Consider the following 20881-nt stretch of genomic DNA (forward strand, 5'->3'; position numbering starts at 1 on the left):
TAATAATGCTAAAGAGAATCTTCACACTGTTAGGCCTGACAGCGACTGCAAGTTTTGCGCAGCCGCTGGCAGGTACTGATGACCTCGGCAGGACAATCCCGCAAAACAACGTTGTGGGCGATCCAAAGAGCGACCGCCAGGTAGGTATGTTCTATTTCCTGTGGCACGATGTGGCGCCGGCACGGCATTGGGACCTTCATGAGATCGTTTCCAAAAATCCCGCGGTACTGGAAGACTTTGATCATCCCGATTGGGGAGGTGATCCCAAGAATGGCGTAGGAATGTACTACTGGGGACAGCCTATTTATGGATACTATAAAGGCGATGATTACTGGGTACATCTGCGGAGCATTCAGCTGCTCACTGATGCGGGAGTTGACTTTCTGGTGATTGATGCAACCAACCGGCTCACTTACCCGAAGCAGGCCGACGCGCTGATGAAAGCAATGGACGCAGTGCGCGCGCAGGGCCGGAAAGCACCCAAGATTGTTTTTTATACCAATACGCAATCTGGTGAAACGATGCAGGAAGCGTATAATATGTTTTACAAAGAAGGCGCCCCTTACCGCCACCCTGACAGCTGGTATATGCTCGACGGCAAGCCTTTGATCATCGGGATCAGTAAAGAGGCAGAAGGGAGCAACTACAAATCCTTTTTTACTTTCCGCGAGTCACAATGGCCTACGGAGGCGCAGAAGAAAAATGGCTGGCCGTGGATTTCTTTTACCCGACCTCAGAAAGTACATTATAATAATGCAGGCGAAGCGGAGATTATCAATGTCTCGGTTGCGCAGCATCCAAATCCCACTGCGGGAATGGGCGGGTCGGCGTTTTACGGGAACAAAGACAACTGGGGCAGGAGCTATCGCAATGGCTCGCCCGGCGATCCGAAGAAGGATATTGTTTACGGTTACAATGTGCAGGAGCAATGGGATTTCGCGATCAAGCAGAATACGCCTTTTGTATATGTGACCGGCTGGAATGAATGGATTGCGGGTAAGTTTCCGAGTCACGACAAGAACCCGGAACATTCGTGGTTTTGCGATCAGGCGAGTCCGGAATACAGCCGGGATATTGAGCCGTCGCTCACGGCAGGTTTGAAAGACCATTATTATATGCAGCTCGTCGCCAATGTGCGCAGGTACAAGGGTGTGGAAGCCAATCCGGCTTTGGGGCCGGTAAAAAGCATCAAAAATCTGGAAGACTGGAAAGGCATTGCGACCATTTACAAAGATTACACAGGTGATACTCAGGCGCGAAACCATCCCGGTGCGCAAACAGAGCCTGCGATGGTGTATGTGAACAAAACGGGAAGAAATGATTTTGACGAAATGAAGATGGCCCGTGATGAAAAGAACCTCTATTTCTATGTAAAAACAGTAGCTGAAATCACGCCGAACTCCGGCGACAACTGGATGCGCCTGTACCTGGATATCGACCGGAAAGCGGCTACTGGCTGGAAAGGGTACGAGTACCGCATTGTTTCAGGGAACACTTTGCAGCAATATAAATCGGGTAACTGGCACGACGTCAAGAAAGTGACCTACCAGGTTGCAGGCAATCAAATGATGGTCTCTATTCCTAAATCCTTTTTAACAAATCTGAAATCCCCCCTGAACATGGAGTTCAAATGGTCGGACAACATGCAGGAAGACAACAACCCGCTCGACTGGTATGTAAACGGCGACGTTGCGCCTGGCGGGAGGTTTAATTTTATCGCAAACGAGTAGCGTGTTTCTCACCCAAGCGCATTAACACTTGTCACCCTGAGCGCAGTCGAAGGGCCTTCGACCGCCCGGCGGCCCGGTGCGCTCAGGGTGACAAAAACTTACAAACCATCTTTTGAAAAATGAAAATCAAACTTCAACTTATCCTCCTACTCCTCGCACCACCAGCCTTCGCCCAAAATTACAGCCCACTCGTCACTGCCACCGACGCAGTCGGCCGCAGGTTGCCTTCGCATCAGGAGGCAGGAGATTTTAAAAAGGACAAGTTTGTGGGACTGTTTTACTGGACGTGGCATACGCAGCAGGCGAAGAATAATCCTGCATTGAATGTAACCGAATACCTTTCGCGCAATCCCAAAGCGATTCACGATTACAATGATCCGATCTGGCCGAAGCGCAAAAGTCCGTGGTTTTGGGCGGAGCCGCTTTTTGGGTATTATGTGGATACCGACGAGTGGCTGCTGCGCAAACATGCTGAAATGCTGGCCGACGCAGGTGTGGATATGATCATTTTTGATTGTACTAATGGAAACCTGACCTGGAAAGAGTCCTATATGAAACTCTGCGAGGTATTTACGCAAGCCAGAAAAGACGGTGTAAAAACGCCGCAGATCTGCTTTATGCTGCCTTTCTGGACAACCGACGGCGGAAAAGAGATCATCAGGGAGATTTACGCAGACCTTTATAAGCCGGGAAAGTACAAGGATCTGTGGTTTATGTGGAAGGGAAAACCATTCATTATGGCTTCTCCTGAATTTACCGAAACCATCAAAGGAAAAACGGCTGAGCCTGCATTGGAAAAGGAACTGCGTGAATTTTTTACATTCCGTCCGGGGCAGCCGGTTTATAACAAAGGGCCGGAAAAAGCAGATCACTGGGGCTGGCTGGAAATTTACCCGCAGCACGGATATAAGAAAAACGCAGACGGGACTTTCGAGCAGGCGACGGTAGGCGTAGCCCAGAACTGGACCAAAGCACGCGGGTTGACTGCATTGAATGCAACGGGCTCATTTGGCAGAAGCTATACGCACACCAAAGGGCAGGTTACCACGCCTGGCGCAGTGAATTACGGCTTTAATTTTCAGGAGCAGTTTGACAGGGCGCTGGAAATTAACCCCGAGCTGATATTCATCACCGGCTGGAACGAGTGGATTGCAGGCCGCTACGATGTGTGGCAGGAGCAAACCAATGCATTTCCCGACGAATTTGACCAGGAAGGCAGCAGAGATATCGAGCCTATGAAAGGCGGTCACGGCGATAATTATTATTACCAAATGGCGGCGAATATCCGAAAGTTCAAGGGCCTGCCTGCCCGGGAGCGAACTTCGGCAGCTACTACGGTTGCGATCGATGGGAAGTTTACAGAATGGGATCAGGTAACTCCTGCATTCGCGGCGCATAAAGGCAGTACGATGCATCGGAACAGTCCGGGCTGGGGGAGTCTGGTGTACACAAATACGACCGGCCGGAATGATATTGTGCTTTCAAAAGTAGCTCGTGACGCGGATTTCGTGTACTTCTATGTAGAAACCGCACAGCCGCTTTCGCCTAAAACAGATCCGGGCTGGATGCGTCTTTTTATCAATACTGATAAGGATAAGAACACGGGCTGGGAAGGATATGATGTGGTCATCAACCGCATTAATCCTGATAAAAAAGCAATTGTTGAAAAAACGGATGCAGCCTGGAACTGGACAAAGGCAGGTGAAGCCGAGTTCTCTGTCAACAAAAATAAAATGGAGATCAAAGTGCCAAAATCCATGCTCGGCATAACCGGTGAGCCCGATTTTGAATTTAAATGGAGCGACAATATGCAGGAGCAGGGCAATATCATGGATTTCTGGGTTAATGGAGACGTGGCACCTGCGGGAAGAGCTAATTACATTTATCAGCCGTGAGACCACCCCCTGCCCCCTAAGAGGGGGTCGGGGGGTGGGGTAAAATCAACTCCTAAATGAATGATCATTTCAAGAAGTCTCGCCTTGGCAGTACCGTTGTTTTATCTGCGGTACTTTTTCTTTATGCGCAAAGTTGCAGCGCGCCGAAAAGCAAATCCGGACAGAGCTCCAAAATTGCCCTGAATGCCCAGCCTTCGCCTGATCTTTACGCTGAGCATATCAGAACCAGCGAATTCAAAACGCCTGACGAAGAGCGCAAGAACTTCATCCTGCCTCCTGGCTTTGAAGTCACGCTTTTCGCCTCTGAGCCCGATATTACCAAGCCCATTAATATGGAGTTTGATGATCGCGGCCGGCTTTGGGTGACTCAAAGTTCGGAATATCCGGTGGCTGCGGGGCGGGGTGACGGGAAGGATCGAATCACGATTCTGGAAGATAAAAATGGCGATGGAAAGGCGGATACCTTTACGCATTTCGACGACAATCTGAATATCCCGATCGGGGTAATGCCCGTGGCCGACGGTGCGATTGCTTACAGCATTCCCAATTTGTATTATATCAAAGATGATAATAATGACGGGACAGCAGACAGCAAAAAAGTACTGCTGGGACCATTCGGTCACAAAGACACGCACGGAATGGTGAACAACCTGGTGCGCGGCTACGACGGCTGGCTCCACGTTTGTCACGGTTTTTCCAATACTTCCAATGTGGCAGGTACCGACGGGGATACCATTAAAATGACTTCGGGGAATACATTCCGGGTGAAACTCGACGGGAGTCACGTGGAGCAGACCACCTTCGGTCGGGTAAATCCATTTGGCTATGCTTATGATGAAAAAGGGTATTTGTATTCGGTGGACTGTCACACGAAGCCGATCACGCAGCTCATTTTCGGCGGAGAATATCCGCATTTTGGTAAAAAAGCACCGGCCGGACTGGGGTTTGCTCCGGTGATGATGGACTACGATCTGGGTTCAACTGCATTGGCTGGTCTGGTTTATTATACGGGCACCCAGTTTCCCGAGCAGTACCGAAACAGTTTTTATACGGGAGATGTGGTAACCTGCCGCATTGACCGCAATACGATCACATATAAAGGTTCGACGCCCGTTTCCAAAAAGGAAGAACCATTGCTGGTAAGTAAAGATCCGTGGTTCAGGCCGGTGGATGTGAAGCTGGGGCCTGATGGCGCTATATACATTGCTGATTTTTATAACAGAATCATCGGTCATTATGAAGTTGCATTAAATCACCCCGGTCGCGACCGGCTTAGCGGACGCATTTGGAAGATTACCTACAAAGGTGACTTACCGCATCAGGATATGAAGGTGGTGGATTGGTCAAAAGCGACGCTGGATCAACTGATCGAGGGATTGAAACACCCGCAGCTGAATACCAGATTGAAAGTGGCGGACCGAATTGTGGATACATTCGGACAGAAAGCTATAAGGGATTTGAAAGCGTCCATTCCAGGAAATGAGAACGCCGCTTCCCGGGTGCACGCGATGTGGGCATTGCACAGGCTTAGAGCGCTCAATTACTCCATTATGTCGGACGCGCTCACCCACCATGATCCAACTGTCAAGCTGCATGCATTCAGGATTTATTCGCAGGGCGAAGGAGTAAACGATCGTTTCCAGGATTTAACATTGAAAGCATTAAATGATGAGGATCCAAATGTTCGTCGCATAGCAGCGGAGATTTTAGGGAAAGTCAAAAGTTTCAAAAATCTGGTTCCTTTGATGAATCTGTATGCTAATACCGATGCGGAGGATACGCATTTGAAGTATACCGCAATGCTAGCGATACGTGACAATTTGAAAGATGATCATATTATGTGGCGCATTCCGGGCATGAAATGGACGGACCCACAGGCTGGGCTTTTGGCGAAAGCAATGCTGGATGTGCTTTCAAGCGCGGCGGCTGCATTTGTGCTGGATTATACGTTAACACACGAGCTCAATTCGGCTGATTTGGTCAAAAATCTCGAATACATTGGCCGGTACGTTTCACCTTATCAGCTGGAAAAGGCAATTGATCTTATTAATAGGCTGTTCGCGAATGATCTTGAAACACAGCTTTCCTTATATAAAACGATCCAGGCGGGTGTAAAGCAGAGCGGGATGGAGCCCGGAGAGAAACTGGTTTCCTGGGGTACCAGTCTGGCGACGCGGTTCCTGGAAGGTATCTCCGAAAGTTCGGAAGTCTGGAAAAACAGACCACTGGCGAAAACGGCTGATGCCGGTAATACATGGACAGTCTCAGAACAGTTTCTGACGGATATCACACCTGCTTTTCGAATTATTTTGAGTGAGAAAAATGGCTATGTGCCCACTGCTGCGCTTTATTCAGTTCCATTCAAATTGCCGGCTACGTTGAAGATGAATGTTTTTGACAACGATATCCACAACCTGCCTGAGAAAAAAGGTGTTTCAAGAAATGCTATTCGGGTAAGACTCGCAGAAGGTGGAAAGATCATTCAGGAATACCGCCTGAACCAGAAAGAAACAATGCAATGGAAGGATTTGATCAAAAATACAACCTTTAATCTGAGTAAATACGCCGGACAAATGGGCTATATCGAGGCGGTTGACAGTTCGCAGACCGGCTCGGTGGGTTTTGGGAAACTGGAACCGGCTGTACTGGAAATTCCGGCGAAGGCGCCTGGCATTATTTCTGATCAAAGGGTTGCGGCAGCAGAGATAGCTAATGAGTTTCGGATCAAATCACTTGAACCGAAATTAAGAGAAATGGTCAAAGCGAAATGGCTGGATTACCCGGTTCGCAGCGCGGCGGCAAATGCATTGATGAATATTGATCCGAAGGCAAATGTGAATGTGCTTGCGGAAGCTTTTGATGATCCTGCGGAGCTGCCGATACTACGCGAAAAACTAGCGGCTTCGATGAGCCAGGCGCCTTCACCTTCTATTTATGAAATGCTGAAAAAGCAGCTGGCGGGCGGTGCACGAAACTTGCAGGTTGCGATCGCTACGGTACTTTCCAATACTTCACAAGGTATTGATTACCTGCTGAATGCATTTAAAGAGGAAGCCGCTAATCCTGATATCGCCAATGAAATTCCGGTAAAAGAACGTTTGGATGTGAATGCCAATGCTGGTCAGCGGGAGCAAATGCAGAGATACCTTGCGGCTGGGGCGGACGAGCGGGAAGAGCGGCAAAAGCTGATCGATGCGCGCATTGTCAACTTTAAGCCAGCAACTGGCTTAACCGATGCCGGAAAAGCTGTTTTTGTGCAGAATTGCAGCGGCTGTCACCAAATTTTAGGGCAGGGCGGAATGGTAGGCCCGCAGCTCGATGGTATTGGAAACTGGGGCCACAAAGCATTGACCCAAAAGATTCTTGACCCTAACAGGAATATAACCGAGGCATTTCGTACTTATAATATCACATTGAAAAATGACCAGACGCTTACGGGCTTGTACCGCAGGACAGAAGGCGAAACAATGGTATTTGCAGATATGACCGGAAAAGAATTTGCGGTAGCCAACAACGAAATGAAAGAATATCGCGCTTCCAAGTACACCTTAATGCCCGACCAATTCAGGACTATAATCCCGGAAAAGGATTTCTACGCATTAATGCATTATTTGCTGAGTGTGAAGTGATGGGGGGAAGTGGTCGAGGCTACTCCCTTGTCTCCTGAACCCTCTTTTTGTCACCCTGAGCGGAGTCGAAGGGAGTAGCGTGGTCGCCCGCCCTTCGACTCCGCTCAGGGTGACAAAAAGGTTTATGGATTGAATAAAATATTGGTTTTAGAAAAATAAATAAGATTGAAATGCATCATAAAATTAAATTCCTCTGCCTCCTGGCTGCTTTAATGCCTTGCTTTGCTAAGGCGCAGACCAAGGCTAAAAAGGGCAGCGATATCACATTCAAGAAGACGGAGTTAACGAAGCGGTTTATCTCCGAAGGGGCTGCGATGGGGGATGTGAATAAGGATGGAAAAAAGGATGTGCTGGCAGGGGCGTATTGGTTTGAGGCGCCTTCCTGGAAGGCACATGAAATTATGAAACCCGATACTTTTCAGGTAAATGGCGGTTATAGTAACTCGTTTCTGGACTATGCAATGGACGTGAACCAGGACGGCTGGATCGACTTGGTACGGATTGACTGGCCGGGTAAGGCTGCCTATTGGCACGAAAACCTGAAAGGAAAGCCAGGACACTGGCCGGCGCATCTGATCCATTCCTCGGTGGGAAACGAATCGCCGATGATGGTGGATATTGACGGCGACGGCAGGCTCGATCTGCTTTGTAACGATCCCACTGCCAAGAAAGTGATCTGGCTGAAATCTCCCGCAAAAAAAGGTGAAGTAGCCTGGGAAAAGTATGTAATCAGCAATGATCCTAATAACTCTACCCATATGTACACGCATGGAATCGGGTATGGAGATATCAATGGCGATGGGAGGAAAGATGTGCTTGTGAAAGCAGGCTGGTGGGAAGGTCCGGCGGAGGGGCCGGCAAAGCACGGGAAAGAAGAAGACTGGAAATTTCATCCCGCCGACCTCGGTAAAGACTGTTCGCAAATGTATGTGATGGATTTAAATGGAGATGGATTGAATGACGTACTCAGCGCCTCAGCCCATGACTATGGGGTGTGGTGGCACGAGCAGCAGAAAGATGCCCAAGGCAATGTGATCTGGCGTCATCATACAATCGACGATTCGTTTTCGCAGACGCACGGTTTGGAAATGAAGGATATCAATGGTGACGGGAACATGGATTTCATTACGGGAAAAAGGTATTTTGCCCACCACGGAAACGATCCGGGAGAGTTTGAGCCCGCAGTAGTTTACTGGTTTGAATATAAACCGGGGAAAACGCCAACGTGGACCAGGCACGAGGTTGATAACAATTCAGGAGTAGGGTTGCACGTGACTGTGGAGGACATTAATAATGACGGCTTGCTGGATATCGTGACAGGAAATAAAAAAGGAGTACGGGTTTTCACGCAGCAAAAAGGTAAGTAACATATATGAAATTCGGGATCAATACCTATTTGTTTGCGTCGCCTTTTACCAATGAGGGTGTTTCCTGGTTTCCGAAATTTAAAGAATGGGGATTTGACTTTGTTGAGATAGCAATCGAAGATCCTGCGAATATCGATCCCGTATTTGTTAAAAAAGCATTGGACGAAGCCGGGCTGGAATGTCGCTCGGTATGTGCGGCAACCGGGCCGGGTAGGGATTTGAGAGGAAATAAAAAGGAGCAGCTCACTTCCATCGAATATGTGGAGCAGCTCATTGATATAGCTCCGGTGCTTGGCAGTAAGCTGGTGGCGGGACCTATTTATTCATCGGTAGGTCGCGCTGATTTATATGATGAGGAAAAAAAGTTGAGACAGTGGCAGACTGCTGTGACCAATCTGCGCAGGTTGGCTGCTTATGCAAAGGAAAATAATGTCATGCTGGCTATTGAACCATTGAACAGGTATGAAACGGATATGGTCAATACCTGTGAGCAGGCTTTGAAAATGATCGCTGATGTGGGAAGTGACCATTTGCTGGTGCATCTGGATTCATTTCACATGAACCTGGAAGAGAAAGATCCTGCGCTGGCGATCAGAAAAGCAGGAAATAAGCTGGGACTGCTCCACGCGTCAGGCAGTGACCGCGGCACGCCGGGTGGTGATCAGATCAACTGGGACCGCATTTTCGCCGCACTCGACCACATTCATTATCAGGGTGACATTGTCATCGAATCATTTACTCCCGACGTCAAGATCATCGCCAAAGCCGCGTCAATCTGGCGAACAATCGAACCTTCAAAAGAAGCAATCGCAGTTGACGGACTTCACTTTTTGCGGTCGCTGGCATTTTAAGTCAAGTACGAGGTTCCCAATGCGGGACAGTTCTGATTATGTCAAAGCTTTCCTATATTTGATATCATTGCGAACAAAACATCTCCATGATAATAGACACACTTGAACAACTCGACTTTAGTAAGCAATATACTTACGCGGACTATCTTAAATGGCAGTTTGAAGAACGCGTTGAGCTAATCCGTGGGTATGTTTCTCATTTGTTACCAGCACCTTCACGCCAACACCAGAAAATTATTTGGAACTTAAACGGGGCTATTGGGGCGTATTTGAAAGATCAGCCCTCGCAAGCTTACTCCGCTCCTTTTGATGTTCGTCTTCCAATCCGGGATAAAAAAAGCAACCAGGAAATTTCTACGGTTTTGCAGCCCGATATATGCGTGATCTGCGATAGCTCCAAGTTGGATGATCAGGGTTGCATTGGAGCTCCCGACCTGGTTATTGAGGTACTTTCGCCGGGTAATTCTGCGAAAGAGATGAACCAGAAATTTGATATATACGAAGAAAGCGGCGTTAAGGAGTATTGGGTTGTATATCCTGAATACGAGCACGTACTAATATTTACATTGTCTGAGGCGGGGAAATATGTTGGGCAGCACCCAAAAACCAGCAAAGATTTGCTCCGATCAACTGTTCTCCCGGATTTGACAATTGATTTGTCCCAGGTTTTTGCAGACAAGTAATGGCATTTGGTTTTAAAACAAAAAGAGGGGGTCTCAAATGAGGCATCCTCTTTTCATTTTAAGGGTTGTTTGATTTTTGTGAATTGATTATCTTTAGACATAAGCAATTCCGGAAAAATGGGTCGCCGACAGCCTAATTTCAAGCCTTACCAACAGCAGCAGCTGATGCTGCTTCCTCCAAATTTAGAAGAATTGGTCCCAAAAGGCCACGTTGTGCGTGTGGTCGATGATGTGATCAATAAGATCAATTTAGAGCCGCTCAATGCTGCCTACTACCTCACTGGTCCTGCGAGCTACCATCCTCAGATGCTATTAAAAGTGCTCGTATTCGGCTATATGAGCAATATATATTCGAGTAGAAAGCTAGAAGCAGCATGCAAAGAGAGCATTTACTTTATGTATCTGAGCTCGATGAGCTTCCCTGATCATAACACCATTAACCGGTTTCGGGGCATACGTTTAAAAGATACGTTCCGAACGATTTTTGAACAAGTAGTCAGTCTGCTTGCCCAGGAAGGCTATTTAAGTATTGAGGAAGTATATACCGACGGCACTAAGATCGAGGCCAATGCTAATAAATACACCTTTGTTTGGAAGAAGGCCATCGCCACCAACAAAGAGAAGATGAAAAAGCAGCTGTCCGAGATCTGGTCGTATGCCCAGAGCGTGGCTGCCACCGAGGACAACCTGCCAGAACCGCCAGACCTGACCGGAATCAACAAAGAGAAAGTGCAGGATACGGTCGATACGCTTAACCAGGTGCTTGGCAAGAAAGAAAATATTGACAAGAAGATGAAAGCCAAACTGGGTTACGTAACCAAACACTACCCGGCCAATATCACCCGTTATGAGCAACAAGAGGCTATTTTAGGCGACCGCCTTTGTGAAGTACAACCTGTTTGACAAACGCCAAAACCACGCCTTTAACAAGAAACATCCGTTCTCGACTAACAAGCTTTATTATAATCCTGAGCAAGACCATTACATCTGCCCGATGGGCCAGAAAATGGCTTACATAGGTGACCGGACAAGGAAAACAACGACCGGCTTTGAACAGACCGTCAGGCTTTACAAAGCCAAAAACTGCCAAAGCTGCCCATTAAACGGAGCTTGCCACAAATCACAAGCAGATCGGATCATTCAGGTAAATGTCAATCTGGAAAGGCAAAAGCAGCAAGCAGATGAGCTACTAACAAGTGAAGAAGGCATTGCCAAACGAAAGAAGCGGTGTTTTGATGTCGAACCTGTCTTCGGAAATATAAAACACAACCACGGCTTCCGCCGGTTCATGCTCCGTGGCAAACAAAAGGTCGAAATCGAGTGGGGATTGATCGCATTAGCCCAAAATCTCAGAAAAAGGGTGGCCTAGAAGGACTGCTTACATCAATATTGTCAGATAAAGCTGATTAGCTTTGGATCCAGGATTTTGAACAGCTATTCTTGATTAACAAAAACCAAAATAAAAGAGGGTACCCCATTTTTAAAATGAGACACCCTCTTTACTTTTATATCGACCTGAGAAATCAGGCTGTTAATTCTTCTTCTAATCTGGAAGCATTCAGTTGAAGTATCTCCGTGGTCCAGGCGCGGGTCTTCGCAGCCAGCTCCGAATCTTTGGCAAGAGACTGCCCGTAAGACGGGATCATTGTTTTGAATGCAGTCTGCCAATCCGAAGATTTTGCTTCCGGGAAGCAGCGGTTAATCAGATCGAGCATAATGGATACCGATGTAGAAGCACCCGGAGATGCGCCCAGCAATGCAGCAAGTGAACCATCAGCGGCAGTTACCATTTCGGTTCCGAATTCGAGCACACCACCTTCTTTTTCATCTTTTTTGATCACCTGAACGCGCTGACCTGCTTTCAACAAATCCCAGTCTTCCAGCTTTGCATCCGGTAAGTAATCTCTTAATGCTTCAACACGGTCCTCAGGAGACTGACGAACCTGGTCGATCAGATATTTGGTAAGCGGAATATTGTGTATCCCGGCTGCAAGCATCGGCTTGATGTTATTCAGCTTAATTGATAATGGTAAATCCAGGTAAGAACCATTTTTCAGGAATTTAGTTGAAAATCCTGCGTACGGCCCAAAAAGCAACGCCTTTTTCCCATCGATCATGCGGGTATCCAGGTGAGGGACAGACATCGGAGGCGAACCTACCGAAGCTTTTCCGTATACTTTTGCCTGGTGTTTTTCTATGATTTCAGGTTTGTTGCAAACAAGCCACTGTCCGCTTACAGGGAATCCGCCAAAGCCTTTTCCTTCCGGAATGCGCGACTTTTCGAGCAATGGGAGAGAGCCTCCGCCTGCGCCTATGAATACAAATTTAGCCTGAACATTGCGCGACTTGCGTGTATCACGGTCTTTCACCTCAATGTTCCATGATCGGTCACGGTTGCGCGTGAGATCGTCTACTTCATGGTTCAGGTAAAGGTTTACACCGTCCTGTTTTTCAAGATAGTCAAACATAGCGCGGGTTAATGCGCCAAAGTTTACATCTGTACCCAGTTGCATTCTGGTAGCCGCCACTTTCTGATCTTTTTCGCGGCCTCTCATAATGAGCGGGATCCAGGAACTGATTTCTTCCTGGTCTTCGGTATATTCCATTCCACGGAAAAGGTGGTGGCTGGTCAGCGCTTCGTAACGCTTGTGCAGGTAGTCTACATTTTCATCACCCCACACAAAACTCATATGCGGAATATTGTAGATAAAGTCAGCAGGACTGTCGATCACGCCCGTTTCCACCAGGTGCGCCCAGAACTCTTTTGATACTTCAAACGATTCAGCGATTTTGATCGCTTTCTTGGTTTCCACAGAACCGTCAGGAAGCTGCGGTGTGTAATTGAGTTCGCAAAAAGCAGAGTGCCCGGTGCCTGCGTTGTTCCATGCGTCGGAACTTTCGGCAGTAACACGGTCAAGGCGCTCGAATATGGAAATAGTAGTAGCAGGATTTAACTTTTTGAGCAAGACGCCCAGGGTTGCGCTCATGATTCCCGCACCAATCAAAACCACGTCAGGAGAGCTCGTTTTTGAAGACTTTTTGGTATTCATAACGAAAAAAGTAAGATATGTTTAGCGGGATGCAAACCCGGAAAAGTACAAAATGCAGTTAGATAACAAATTAGCTAGTGCCTTTTGTTTCGAAAATAGTATAATTTCAAAAAATAAATTTATGGCGGGTTACAAGTTCTTGGTTACGGGCAATTAAAACTTCTTAAGTTTCAAAAAGCGAAGAACTCAGGCATAAAAAAAGGTACAGTATGCAAAGTGCACCTGTACCTTTCTGATGGCAGCTCCAATCGCTTAGATATCTGCTTCTATAATGTCTGATTCTTTGATGCCATAAGCCTTTACAACTTCCTCGTAATTGTTCATGTTCACACCTGCATTGGCACGGAACGATTTGCTAGGAATGATGACCGCGCGAATTCTCTGAAATGTTCTTTCCGGAGCAGTTGGCTGATCTTCAGACCAGCTTACCGGACGAATATCTATGAAGAACTGGTTTCCTCTGAGCAGTGTGATGAAGTTAAAGGTTGTGCTTTTTCCTTCTCCAAACTCAACTTTTCCAGGAATTGCCCACCAAAGGTTCTGGCTTTGAATGAAAACGACCACTACACTTTTTGCAAGCGCTGCTGTATCGGCTGCTGAAAGGTTGTTTTTTCCCATTGTGTAGCCGCCATTGGTACTTGGCTGGTTAGGAGCTGTAATCAGTTCTCTTGCTCCCAGAGCGTCCTTACCGGCTACTCCGGTATCACCTTTCGGTCCTGCTGGTCCTGCGGGTCCCGCCGGGCCTGCTGCTCCTGCTGTGCCGGCAGGGCCAACTTCCCCTTGTGGGCCTTCGCAGCTGAGGGATACCCCAACAATACCAATCCAAGCAATTACAATTAGTTTTTTAAGCATAGCTGTATCGATTAAGTTAAAATAAATAGAAATAGATTGTGCAAATAAACGGTGAATAATAGAAATACCTAAAGTGGGTGGCAAAAAATACACTATTGGTCACAAAGTAAAGCTTTGTGAACGTAACGTTCTTTGCAAAAAAATTGTACCCGAATTGCCGCTGTCCCCGATCATATGCACTGAGTGAATCCAATTCGGAGAGCAAAGTAGATGCCGCGGTAAGTTTTTGTAGTATATGTTCTATTGATCTTGCGGAAAATTTGTTAGCTTATTCAAGATGTTGTAATTTCATGCTAAAATCCATTCTTTCTATCAGTTACAGCTTTTTTCCACGGATACCCTTCACCTCGCAGACCTTTTCCAGGCTCTCGCATTGAAAACAGAAACACTATAACATTTTGTTAAACCTTATGAAATCTAAAAATTTTACAAAAAAATTCTTAGTACTACTTGTCTTTGCATTGATCAGCTTTGGTGAATTGCATGCTCAATGGAGCGGGGCGTACGGAAATGAATGGCTTGCGGGAAAGTACAATCAACCCTGGGTAAGCATCAAAGCAGGTGCAATTCCAGGCAGTAACAACACTTACACGCGCTCAAAGGGCATTTACAGGATTGCAATGAACTCTGCGGCATTGCCCAGCTCGATCAAGAATGCCGACAAATCGCTGTTGCAGCTGTACCACCGCGGCAGGCAGGTTGATATCATCAAAGCTGATAATACTGAAATTCTCTTTTACGCGGTACCCAATGACGGTAAGTCTGATGAGCTCTTTTATCGTCCGACTTCTTCCCGCGTAAATCCTTACTGGAGCGCCTATTCTGACGAAAGTACTTACTTCCTCACAGTAGGAGCAGAGGCGGGCGCCCGCGCAGCTTCTGTACAGCTTAATAATCCTGGCGCGACTGTCTTGGATGCGCACGTTAAAACCGACCTGAAAACTTTCCAGAACGACTATTCGCACGCGGCTTACTCTCCAATGCGTCCGCCAAATATCAACAGTTTCTTTGAAGACGGGAAGACGAGAACAGGCGCGAGCCTTTATGATGACGGTAATCCAACCTGGACAAAAAATGGTGCAACCGGTGCAGAATTCTCGGTTCAGGTAACGAATAAATCAGGCTCCGGTAATCCGCAGATCAAGGGTTTGATCCATGGAAGAAGTTACTTCCCTTCATTCGGAGGATCGCGGGTGATTAAAGTTTACATTGGGAAAACCGCCGCTACATTACGAGAGGCTACACAAGTATCCATCCCTGGCTTCTACTTCGCTGAATTCACCATTGATGTACAACCTGACGATCTGGATGCGAACGGAAAAGCAGTACTCGGATTTACAACACTCGGCAACTCGGAGAATGTTGGGGGTACAACGGTTTACGACAGTTTTTCGGTTACCTATTATCAGGTAACCTATTCGCAGACACTGAATATGCAGAATGCCGCGGCAGCGGAATTTGTGTTTCCAGGTGCAGCGACAGGAACCGTAAATAAGGTAAGTATCAGCAATGTACCGGCAGGAGCTTCTTTTTATGACATTTCAGATCCGGACAAACCAAGGAAGGTCATCGGCGCAACAGATAACCTGCAATTCTCAAGGATCAATGACAGTCAGCTGACTTTATTGGCAACCAACCAGACTCCATATACAGTTACAGACGCCAAAATAGCCAGTATCAGCTTCTCGAATATCAATCCTGCTGATTTCAACTATCTGATCGTCACCAATAAAACACTGGAAGCTGCTGCTGATGAATTTAAGGAATACCGCACAAATGGTTCTCCGGGCGAGAAGTATAAAGCAGGCGTGTTCAAGATTATCGACATCTACAATCAGTTCAACTACGGAGAGCCTAGCCCTGTTGCGATAAGACGCTTTGTTGATTACATGATTTCAAATGGCGACAGACAAAAGTATTTGTTGTTAATGGGACCTTCTATTGGCAGGAACGACAAGGCAGTGAGAGAAATGCCTGACGAAGTACCTACGGTTGGTTACCCGAGTTCTGACGTATTGCTGGTAGAAGGTCTTGGTGGCGAGCTGGAAGATGTGCCGGCTATTCCGGTGGGAAGGATCCCTGCGGTAAGTTACGACCTTGCACACGGTTACCTTGAGAAAGTGAAGACTTACGAGAGTGCGAATGTGGATCTTGCATGGAGAAGAAAAGTAATCCATGTGAGCGGAGGAAAAAGCAGCGCAGAAATCAACCTGCATGCTGGTAACCTGGCTACTGCTGCTACTGTAAGTGGAATTACAACCCAGTTTAGCGGAGTTGTAAGTGAATATAAAAAGCCCGCTGCACAGGCTGGTACGATCCCCGTGACACTTGATATCACGTCGCAGGTAAATGCAGGAGTAGGTATGATCACCTATTTCGGGCACAGCGCGCCTTATCAGACGGACTATAACTTCGGTTATGTTTCTGATGCGGCCAAAGGCTACACGGCGACAAATGGAAAATACCCGGTGATTTACTACAATGGATGTGATATCCTGAACATTTTCAGCAACAACATTGGAAGTACAAGTGTGAACTCTTCCTCTTCACGTCCTCAGTCAGTTGACTGGCTTTTAACCCCGGACCGTGGCGCGATTGCTGTATTTGGTAACTCGTTCTCAGGTTATAATGAAAGCTGCAACGAGTTTCTTCAGGAGCTTTATCCATTGATTTTTGGTACACCTGATAAAGCCCGCCAGACATTGGGGAATATTTTAAGGGCTACTTCTCACGAAACAAAAAGCAATCCGAATCCTTACAGAATGTCAGCTGATAATGCGAGAATTGCCGCTGACTATCAGAAAAGAAGGGCACAACTGCATCAGACGGTATTGATCGGAGATCCTGCTATCCAGATCTTGTTCAGCACAGAAGGTGGTTTGCCAGTCGATCTCAGCTACTTCAATGCAAAAGCAGTAGGCGAGAGTTCGGTTGAAGTTACCTGGAAAACGGCTTCTGAGAAGAACAACAGCCACTTCATAATTGAGAGAAGCTATAATGCGAAGAATTTTGAGGTAGTTGGTCTCGTGGAAGGAAAAGGCGACACTGATTCACCAAGCAGCTATGTTTGGTATGATAACAAACCACTTTCCGGAAAAAGCTATTACAGGCTGGTTCAGACAGACAGGAGTACTGTTGAAAATGGACAGAATGTTGACGGTAAAAAAACAACTTCGCAGATCGTTCCAGTTGACAGACCTTTTTCAAGCGCGCTCATTATTTCTCCAAACCCGGCAACGGACCAGGCTGAAATCAAGCTTGACCTGCCAGTTTCAATGAAAAGCTGGAAACTGATTGACCTGAACGGAAAAGTGAGACGTAAGGGTCTGACTTCGAATCAAATCAATACAAGCGACCTGCCTTCCGGAGAGTATGTTTTGGAGGTAACCACAACAGCAGAAGATACCTATTCCAAGAAATTGATCAAGAAATAATGCACGTATAATAAAGAAGGTATAGCAGATCGTTATTTGCTATACCTTCTTTATTATAAACCAAAATCATAAATGAACTATCGACACACTCTCTACAACATCTCCCTTCTGATTTTTATTCTGACTGCAAATCTGTCCTTTGGGCAGGCGGGCAAGTCTTATGATAACAGCTGGATTAAGTACGACCAGCCTTATCTCAAAATTCTGGTGAGTGCAAAAGGTATTCACAAAGTGCCGCTTTCGGCTCTGCCAGCCAGCTTTCCCGTTTCTGAACAGGCCAAATTGCAACTGTGGCATTATGGAAAGCAGGTAGCTATTTCGATCATCAACAATGAAATCATATTTTACGGAGTTCCCAATGAAGGTAAAAGGGATTCCCTGCTGTATCGTCCTTACAGCGCGCGATTGAATCCTTATTTCAGTATGTATTCGGATGAAACCGCATATTTTCTTACTGTTTCGACTTCAAAATCGCTTCGGGCAGAAACAATTACGAGGGCAGTGGACATGAAGGTGCCTGCCACGGTAAGTCACATCGCGAAAGATCCTTATATTCTTAAAACAGACTACTCTCTCATTACCCCGAGTCCTTTGAGACCGCATTTGTCCAACTCTTTTTTTGAGGATGGAGCAAGTCGCACAGGTCCGGCCGTCGTGAAAAATACACAAGTAACCTATCCCGTTCAACTCACCAACCCGATTGATGTAGCTACAAATAGGCCAAGGCTGAAAATGCTTATTCATGGAAGGAGTAATAACCTGCGAAATGTGGAGGTTTCGATTGGGAAAACAGCCCAGGACTTGCGTTTAGTCGGAAAGATAACGAGCAGAGATTTCGTTGGATCGGAATTTGAATTCGATATTCTACCGGGAGATTTAGACCAGGCTAACAAAGGAGTAATTGCATTGAAATCGCCCAGCAATGAGGCTTACGAGGCGTTTTCGCTGGGCTACTTTACAGTTACTTATTTACAAACGCTATCTGCACAATCAAAAAAGTCATACGAATTTTCTTTGCCTGCCTCCAAGGAAAGTGTAAGCCGGTTAAATATTGCAGGGTTAGCAACCGGTTCTGTATTGTACGATATTACTGATACACTAAAAGTAATCTCGGGAGACCCGGCCAATCTAATGGTTCCCCGCAAAGCAAGCAAAGAATTGAAATTGCTTGCTACCAGCGAAGTAGTTACTGTTGATGCTGCGAAGATCAGTACGGTTGATTTCAAAGCCTATGATCGTACAAAAGCTGAATTCATCATAATTACAAGTGAGAATTTGCTTAGCAGCTCACAGACTTACGCCGCTTACCGCAGTTCAGCGGCAGGGGGCGGGCATTCTGTGTTGGTTGCAAATATTAAAGACCTATATAATCAGTTTAACTACGGAGAGCCCAGCCCGCTGGGGATACGTGGGTTTATGGACTATATACTGGCTGATGGAAACAAAAACCGGAATCTTTTTCTAATCGGTTCTGCCACTTCTTATGTGGACCGCATGAAGAGAGGAATACCGGACGAAGTTCCGACTGTTGGGTACCCTGGCTCCGATCTTCTGCTGGTGTCTGGTATTGCAGGCGCTTCCATAGACAACGCGGCTATACCTGTCGGTAGGCTGCATTCCATTACAAATGAGCAGGTATTAAGTTACCTTGATAAAGTAAAAGAGTACGAGCACAGCAAAGCAGAGGATCGCGGCTGGCAGAAGCAGATATTACATTTAAGCGGTGGGAAATCGGTATCTGAAATAACCCAGCTAAAAAACTTGTTGGAACGGGAGCGACCGGCTGTTGAGAATGGAAGGGTAGGTGGCAAGGTTATCGCGCTTACAAAACAACAGGCAATGGCGGAGGTCGAGAAAGTAAATATCACACCTCAGGTGAACGCCGGTGTAGGGATGATTACCTTTTTCGGTCACGGTAGTTCCACTATAACTGATCCGGATATCGGGTATGTATCGGATGTGGATCGTGGTTACGACAATGCGGGAAAGTACCCATTGATGTATTTTAACGGATGCAGTGTCGGCAATATCTTCGCCGGTAAAACGAATACCAGCCCGAGTGCGGGCAACAATCGTGCTCCATTGTCATTGGATTGGATGATAGCTCCTAAAAAGGGCGCGATTGCTGTCATTGCTAATTCTTATGAAGGGTTTATAAGTCCGCTTACAGGTTACCTGGACGAACTATATGCAGGCATTTTTTCAGATGAACAAACTTCCAACTTATCCATTGGGCAAATACAGCTGATTGCAAACGAAAAGGTACTGAAAGCCGGCGCTAACGAGTATGATATAGCGAACATACATCAGTCCGTTCTACAAGGTGATCCCACCCTGAAATTGGTAAGTGTAGCAAATGCAGATTACGCACTTGATGCGGATGAGGCGATCTTTATCCGGTCGGAGGAAAAAAATAAATCGATCGGGAATTCGGCTAACCTCACTACCGGCATTATCATTGAAAATCATGGCAGGTACATAAAAGACCAGAAAGTGCCTGTGGAGGTGAGTTACGAGTATAAGGACGGCACAAAGCGTGCATTGTCGGCAACGGTCAATGCATTTGCCAGCCGTGATACTTTGCTTGTTGCGGTTGTCAACAATAAGGATCTGGCAAGAATTATCGTGAGAATAGATCCGGACAGTACGATCAGCGAAACTTCCAGGAAGAATAACTATTCCGATCTGGTGATCGACTGGGACAGGGCAAAAGATCAGAGTTTTTACCCGACCGAGCCTTTGAAAGATGTTGTAGCGCCCATTATGAATGTAATGATCGATGGCAGGACAATCAGGAATGGTGATTATGTTTCATCAAATCCCTCGATTGAAGTTGTGCTCGAAGATGACCGTCTGCTTTCTGCGGACTCATCATTAGTCGATATATTTCTTAAATCGTGTCAGGATGATTCCTGCGAGTTTATAAGACTCGCCCATTCCAGTGGGATTGAAATTGTAGAAAATTCGGAACGATCATTGAGCTTTAATTACCAGTTTGATAATCTGATTCCTGGCACTTATGAACTGTTAGTGAGCAGCAAAGATGGTTCTGGCAATGCATCTGTCAAATCGTACCGGATCCTGTTTGTGATACCTGAAAACGTGCAGCGAAGTGCATTGATCGCAAGTCCTAACCCGGCATCTGAATACGTGAGGTTTGCTCTGGAAAATGTTGGACAGGATGTTTACGATTCAATTACCTGGAAGATTTACAACCTGAACGGCATTTTGGTAGACTCAGGATCTGAGCGTGCTGAGAAGCAGGTTATTAAAGAATGGTACTGGCTTCCCCGTCAAAATGTCAAATCTGGCATTTACATCTACCAGGTGAAGCTTTCAGGCAACACTGAGAAATCGATCACTGGGCGGATCGCACTTACAAGATAGTAA

10 protein-coding genes and 1 pseudogene are annotated in these 20881 nt (G+C 46.6%); 9 read left to right on the forward strand and 2 right to left on the reverse strand.

Translation table 11 applies throughout. From position 1 onward, the window contains the following. The first annotated feature begins 5 nt into the window (after positions 1-5). The 7 genes and pseudogenes from AC1XTG_RS07020 (at position 6) to AC1XTG_RS07050 (ending at position 11524) form a co-directional block, all read left to right on the forward strand. Positions 6-1730 carry a hypothetical protein gene (locus AC1XTG_RS07020; RefSeq protein ID WP_484841460.1) on the forward strand — a complete coding sequence of 575 codons (1725 nt, stop codon included), beginning with the start codon at positions 6-8 and terminating at the stop codon, positions 1728-1730. A gap of 119 nt (positions 1731-1849) precedes the next feature. Then, positions 1850-3625 (forward strand): glycoside hydrolase family 71/99 protein, encoded by a 1776-nt coding sequence (locus tag AC1XTG_RS07025; protein WP_484841461.1) that lies wholly within the window; start codon positions 1850-1852, stop codon positions 3623-3625. Between the two features lie 56 nt (positions 3626-3681). Then, a complete protein-coding gene (locus tag AC1XTG_RS07030; protein WP_484841462.1) occupies positions 3682-7254 on the forward strand; it encodes a PVC-type heme-binding CxxCH protein in 3573 nt (1190 codons plus the stop codon). A gap of 170 nt (positions 7255-7424) precedes the next feature. Beyond that, complete coding sequence (locus AC1XTG_RS07035) at positions 7425-8621, forward strand: FG-GAP repeat domain-containing protein (RefSeq protein WP_484841463.1); 1197 nt, start codon at positions 7425-7427, stop codon at positions 8619-8621. Between the two features lie 5 nt (positions 8622-8626). Then, on the forward strand, positions 8627-9472 hold the full coding sequence (locus AC1XTG_RS07040; RefSeq protein WP_484841464.1) for a sugar phosphate isomerase/epimerase family protein: 846 nt from the start codon (positions 8627-8629) through the stop codon (positions 9470-9472). A gap of 86 nt (positions 9473-9558) precedes the next feature. Next, positions 9559-10155 carry a Uma2 family endonuclease gene (locus tag AC1XTG_RS07045; RefSeq protein ID WP_484841465.1) on the forward strand — a complete coding sequence of 199 codons (597 nt, stop codon included), beginning with the start codon at positions 9559-9561 and terminating at the stop codon, positions 10153-10155. A gap of 117 nt (positions 10156-10272) precedes the next feature. Continuing rightward, positions 10273-11524 (forward strand): annotated as a pseudogene (locus tag AC1XTG_RS07050) (transposase). Between the two features lie 154 nt (positions 11525-11678). On the opposite strand, the gene AC1XTG_RS07055 reads toward AC1XTG_RS07050, so the two are convergent. Then, a complete protein-coding gene (locus tag AC1XTG_RS07055) occupies positions 11679-13205 on the reverse strand; it encodes a malate:quinone oxidoreductase (RefSeq protein ID WP_056280522.1) in 1527 nt (508 codons plus the stop codon). 252 nt (positions 13206-13457) lie between these two features. Further along, positions 13458-14141 carry a hypothetical protein gene (locus AC1XTG_RS07060; protein WP_157474563.1) on the reverse strand — a complete coding sequence of 228 codons (684 nt, stop codon included), beginning with the start codon at positions 14139-14141 and terminating at the stop codon, positions 13458-13460. A 326-nt stretch (positions 14142-14467) separates the two neighbouring features. Here AC1XTG_RS07060 and porU2 (AC1XTG_RS07065) point away from each other — a divergent pair, with 326 nt between their 5' ends. Beyond that, positions 14468-17491, forward strand: coding sequence for a putative type IX secretion system sortase PorU2 (gene porU2 / locus AC1XTG_RS07065; protein WP_484841466.1), 3024 nt, complete (start codon positions 14468-14470; stop codon positions 17489-17491). A gap of 72 nt (positions 17492-17563) precedes the next feature. Continuing rightward, the gene (gene porU2, locus AC1XTG_RS07070) at positions 17564-20878 is read left to right on the forward strand and encodes a putative type IX secretion system sortase PorU2 (protein ID WP_484841467.1); all 3315 of its coding nucleotides are present in this window, start codon (positions 17564-17566) and stop codon (positions 20876-20878) included. Positions 20879-20881: the final 3 nt, after the last annotated feature.

The organism is Dyadobacter sp. HNCC25DJ183 (genome assembly GCF_056895175.1).

What these genes read in the sequence shown, in the direction of transcription:
- AC1XTG_RS07020 (WP_484841460.1), top strand. Translation starts at nt 6, where the DNA reads ATGCTAAAGAGAATCTTCACACTGTTAGGCCTGACAGCGACTGCAAGT.
- AC1XTG_RS07025 (WP_484841461.1), top strand. Translation starts at nt 1,850, where the DNA reads ATGAAAATCAAACTTCAACTTATCCTCCTACTCCTCGCACCACCAGCC.
- AC1XTG_RS07030 (WP_484841462.1), top strand. Translation starts at nt 3,682, where the DNA reads ATGAATGATCATTTCAAGAAGTCTCGCCTTGGCAGTACCGTTGTTTTA.
- AC1XTG_RS07035 (WP_484841463.1), top strand. Translation starts at nt 7,425, where the DNA reads ATGCATCATAAAATTAAATTCCTCTGCCTCCTGGCTGCTTTAATGCCT.
- AC1XTG_RS07040 (WP_484841464.1), top strand. Translation starts at nt 8,627, where the DNA reads ATGAAATTCGGGATCAATACCTATTTGTTTGCGTCGCCTTTTACCAAT.
- AC1XTG_RS07045 (WP_484841465.1), top strand. Translation starts at nt 9,559, where the DNA reads ATGATAATAGACACACTTGAACAACTCGACTTTAGTAAGCAATATACT.
- AC1XTG_RS07055 (WP_056280522.1), bottom strand. Translation starts at nt 13,205, where the DNA reads ATGAATACCAAAAAGTCTTCAAAAACGAGCTCTCCTGACGTGGTTTTG.
- porU2 (WP_484841466.1), top strand. Translation starts at nt 14,468, where the DNA reads ATGAAATCTAAAAATTTTACAAAAAAATTCTTAGTACTACTTGTCTTT.
- porU2 (WP_484841467.1), top strand. Translation starts at nt 17,564, where the DNA reads ATGAACTATCGACACACTCTCTACAACATCTCCCTTCTGATTTTTATT.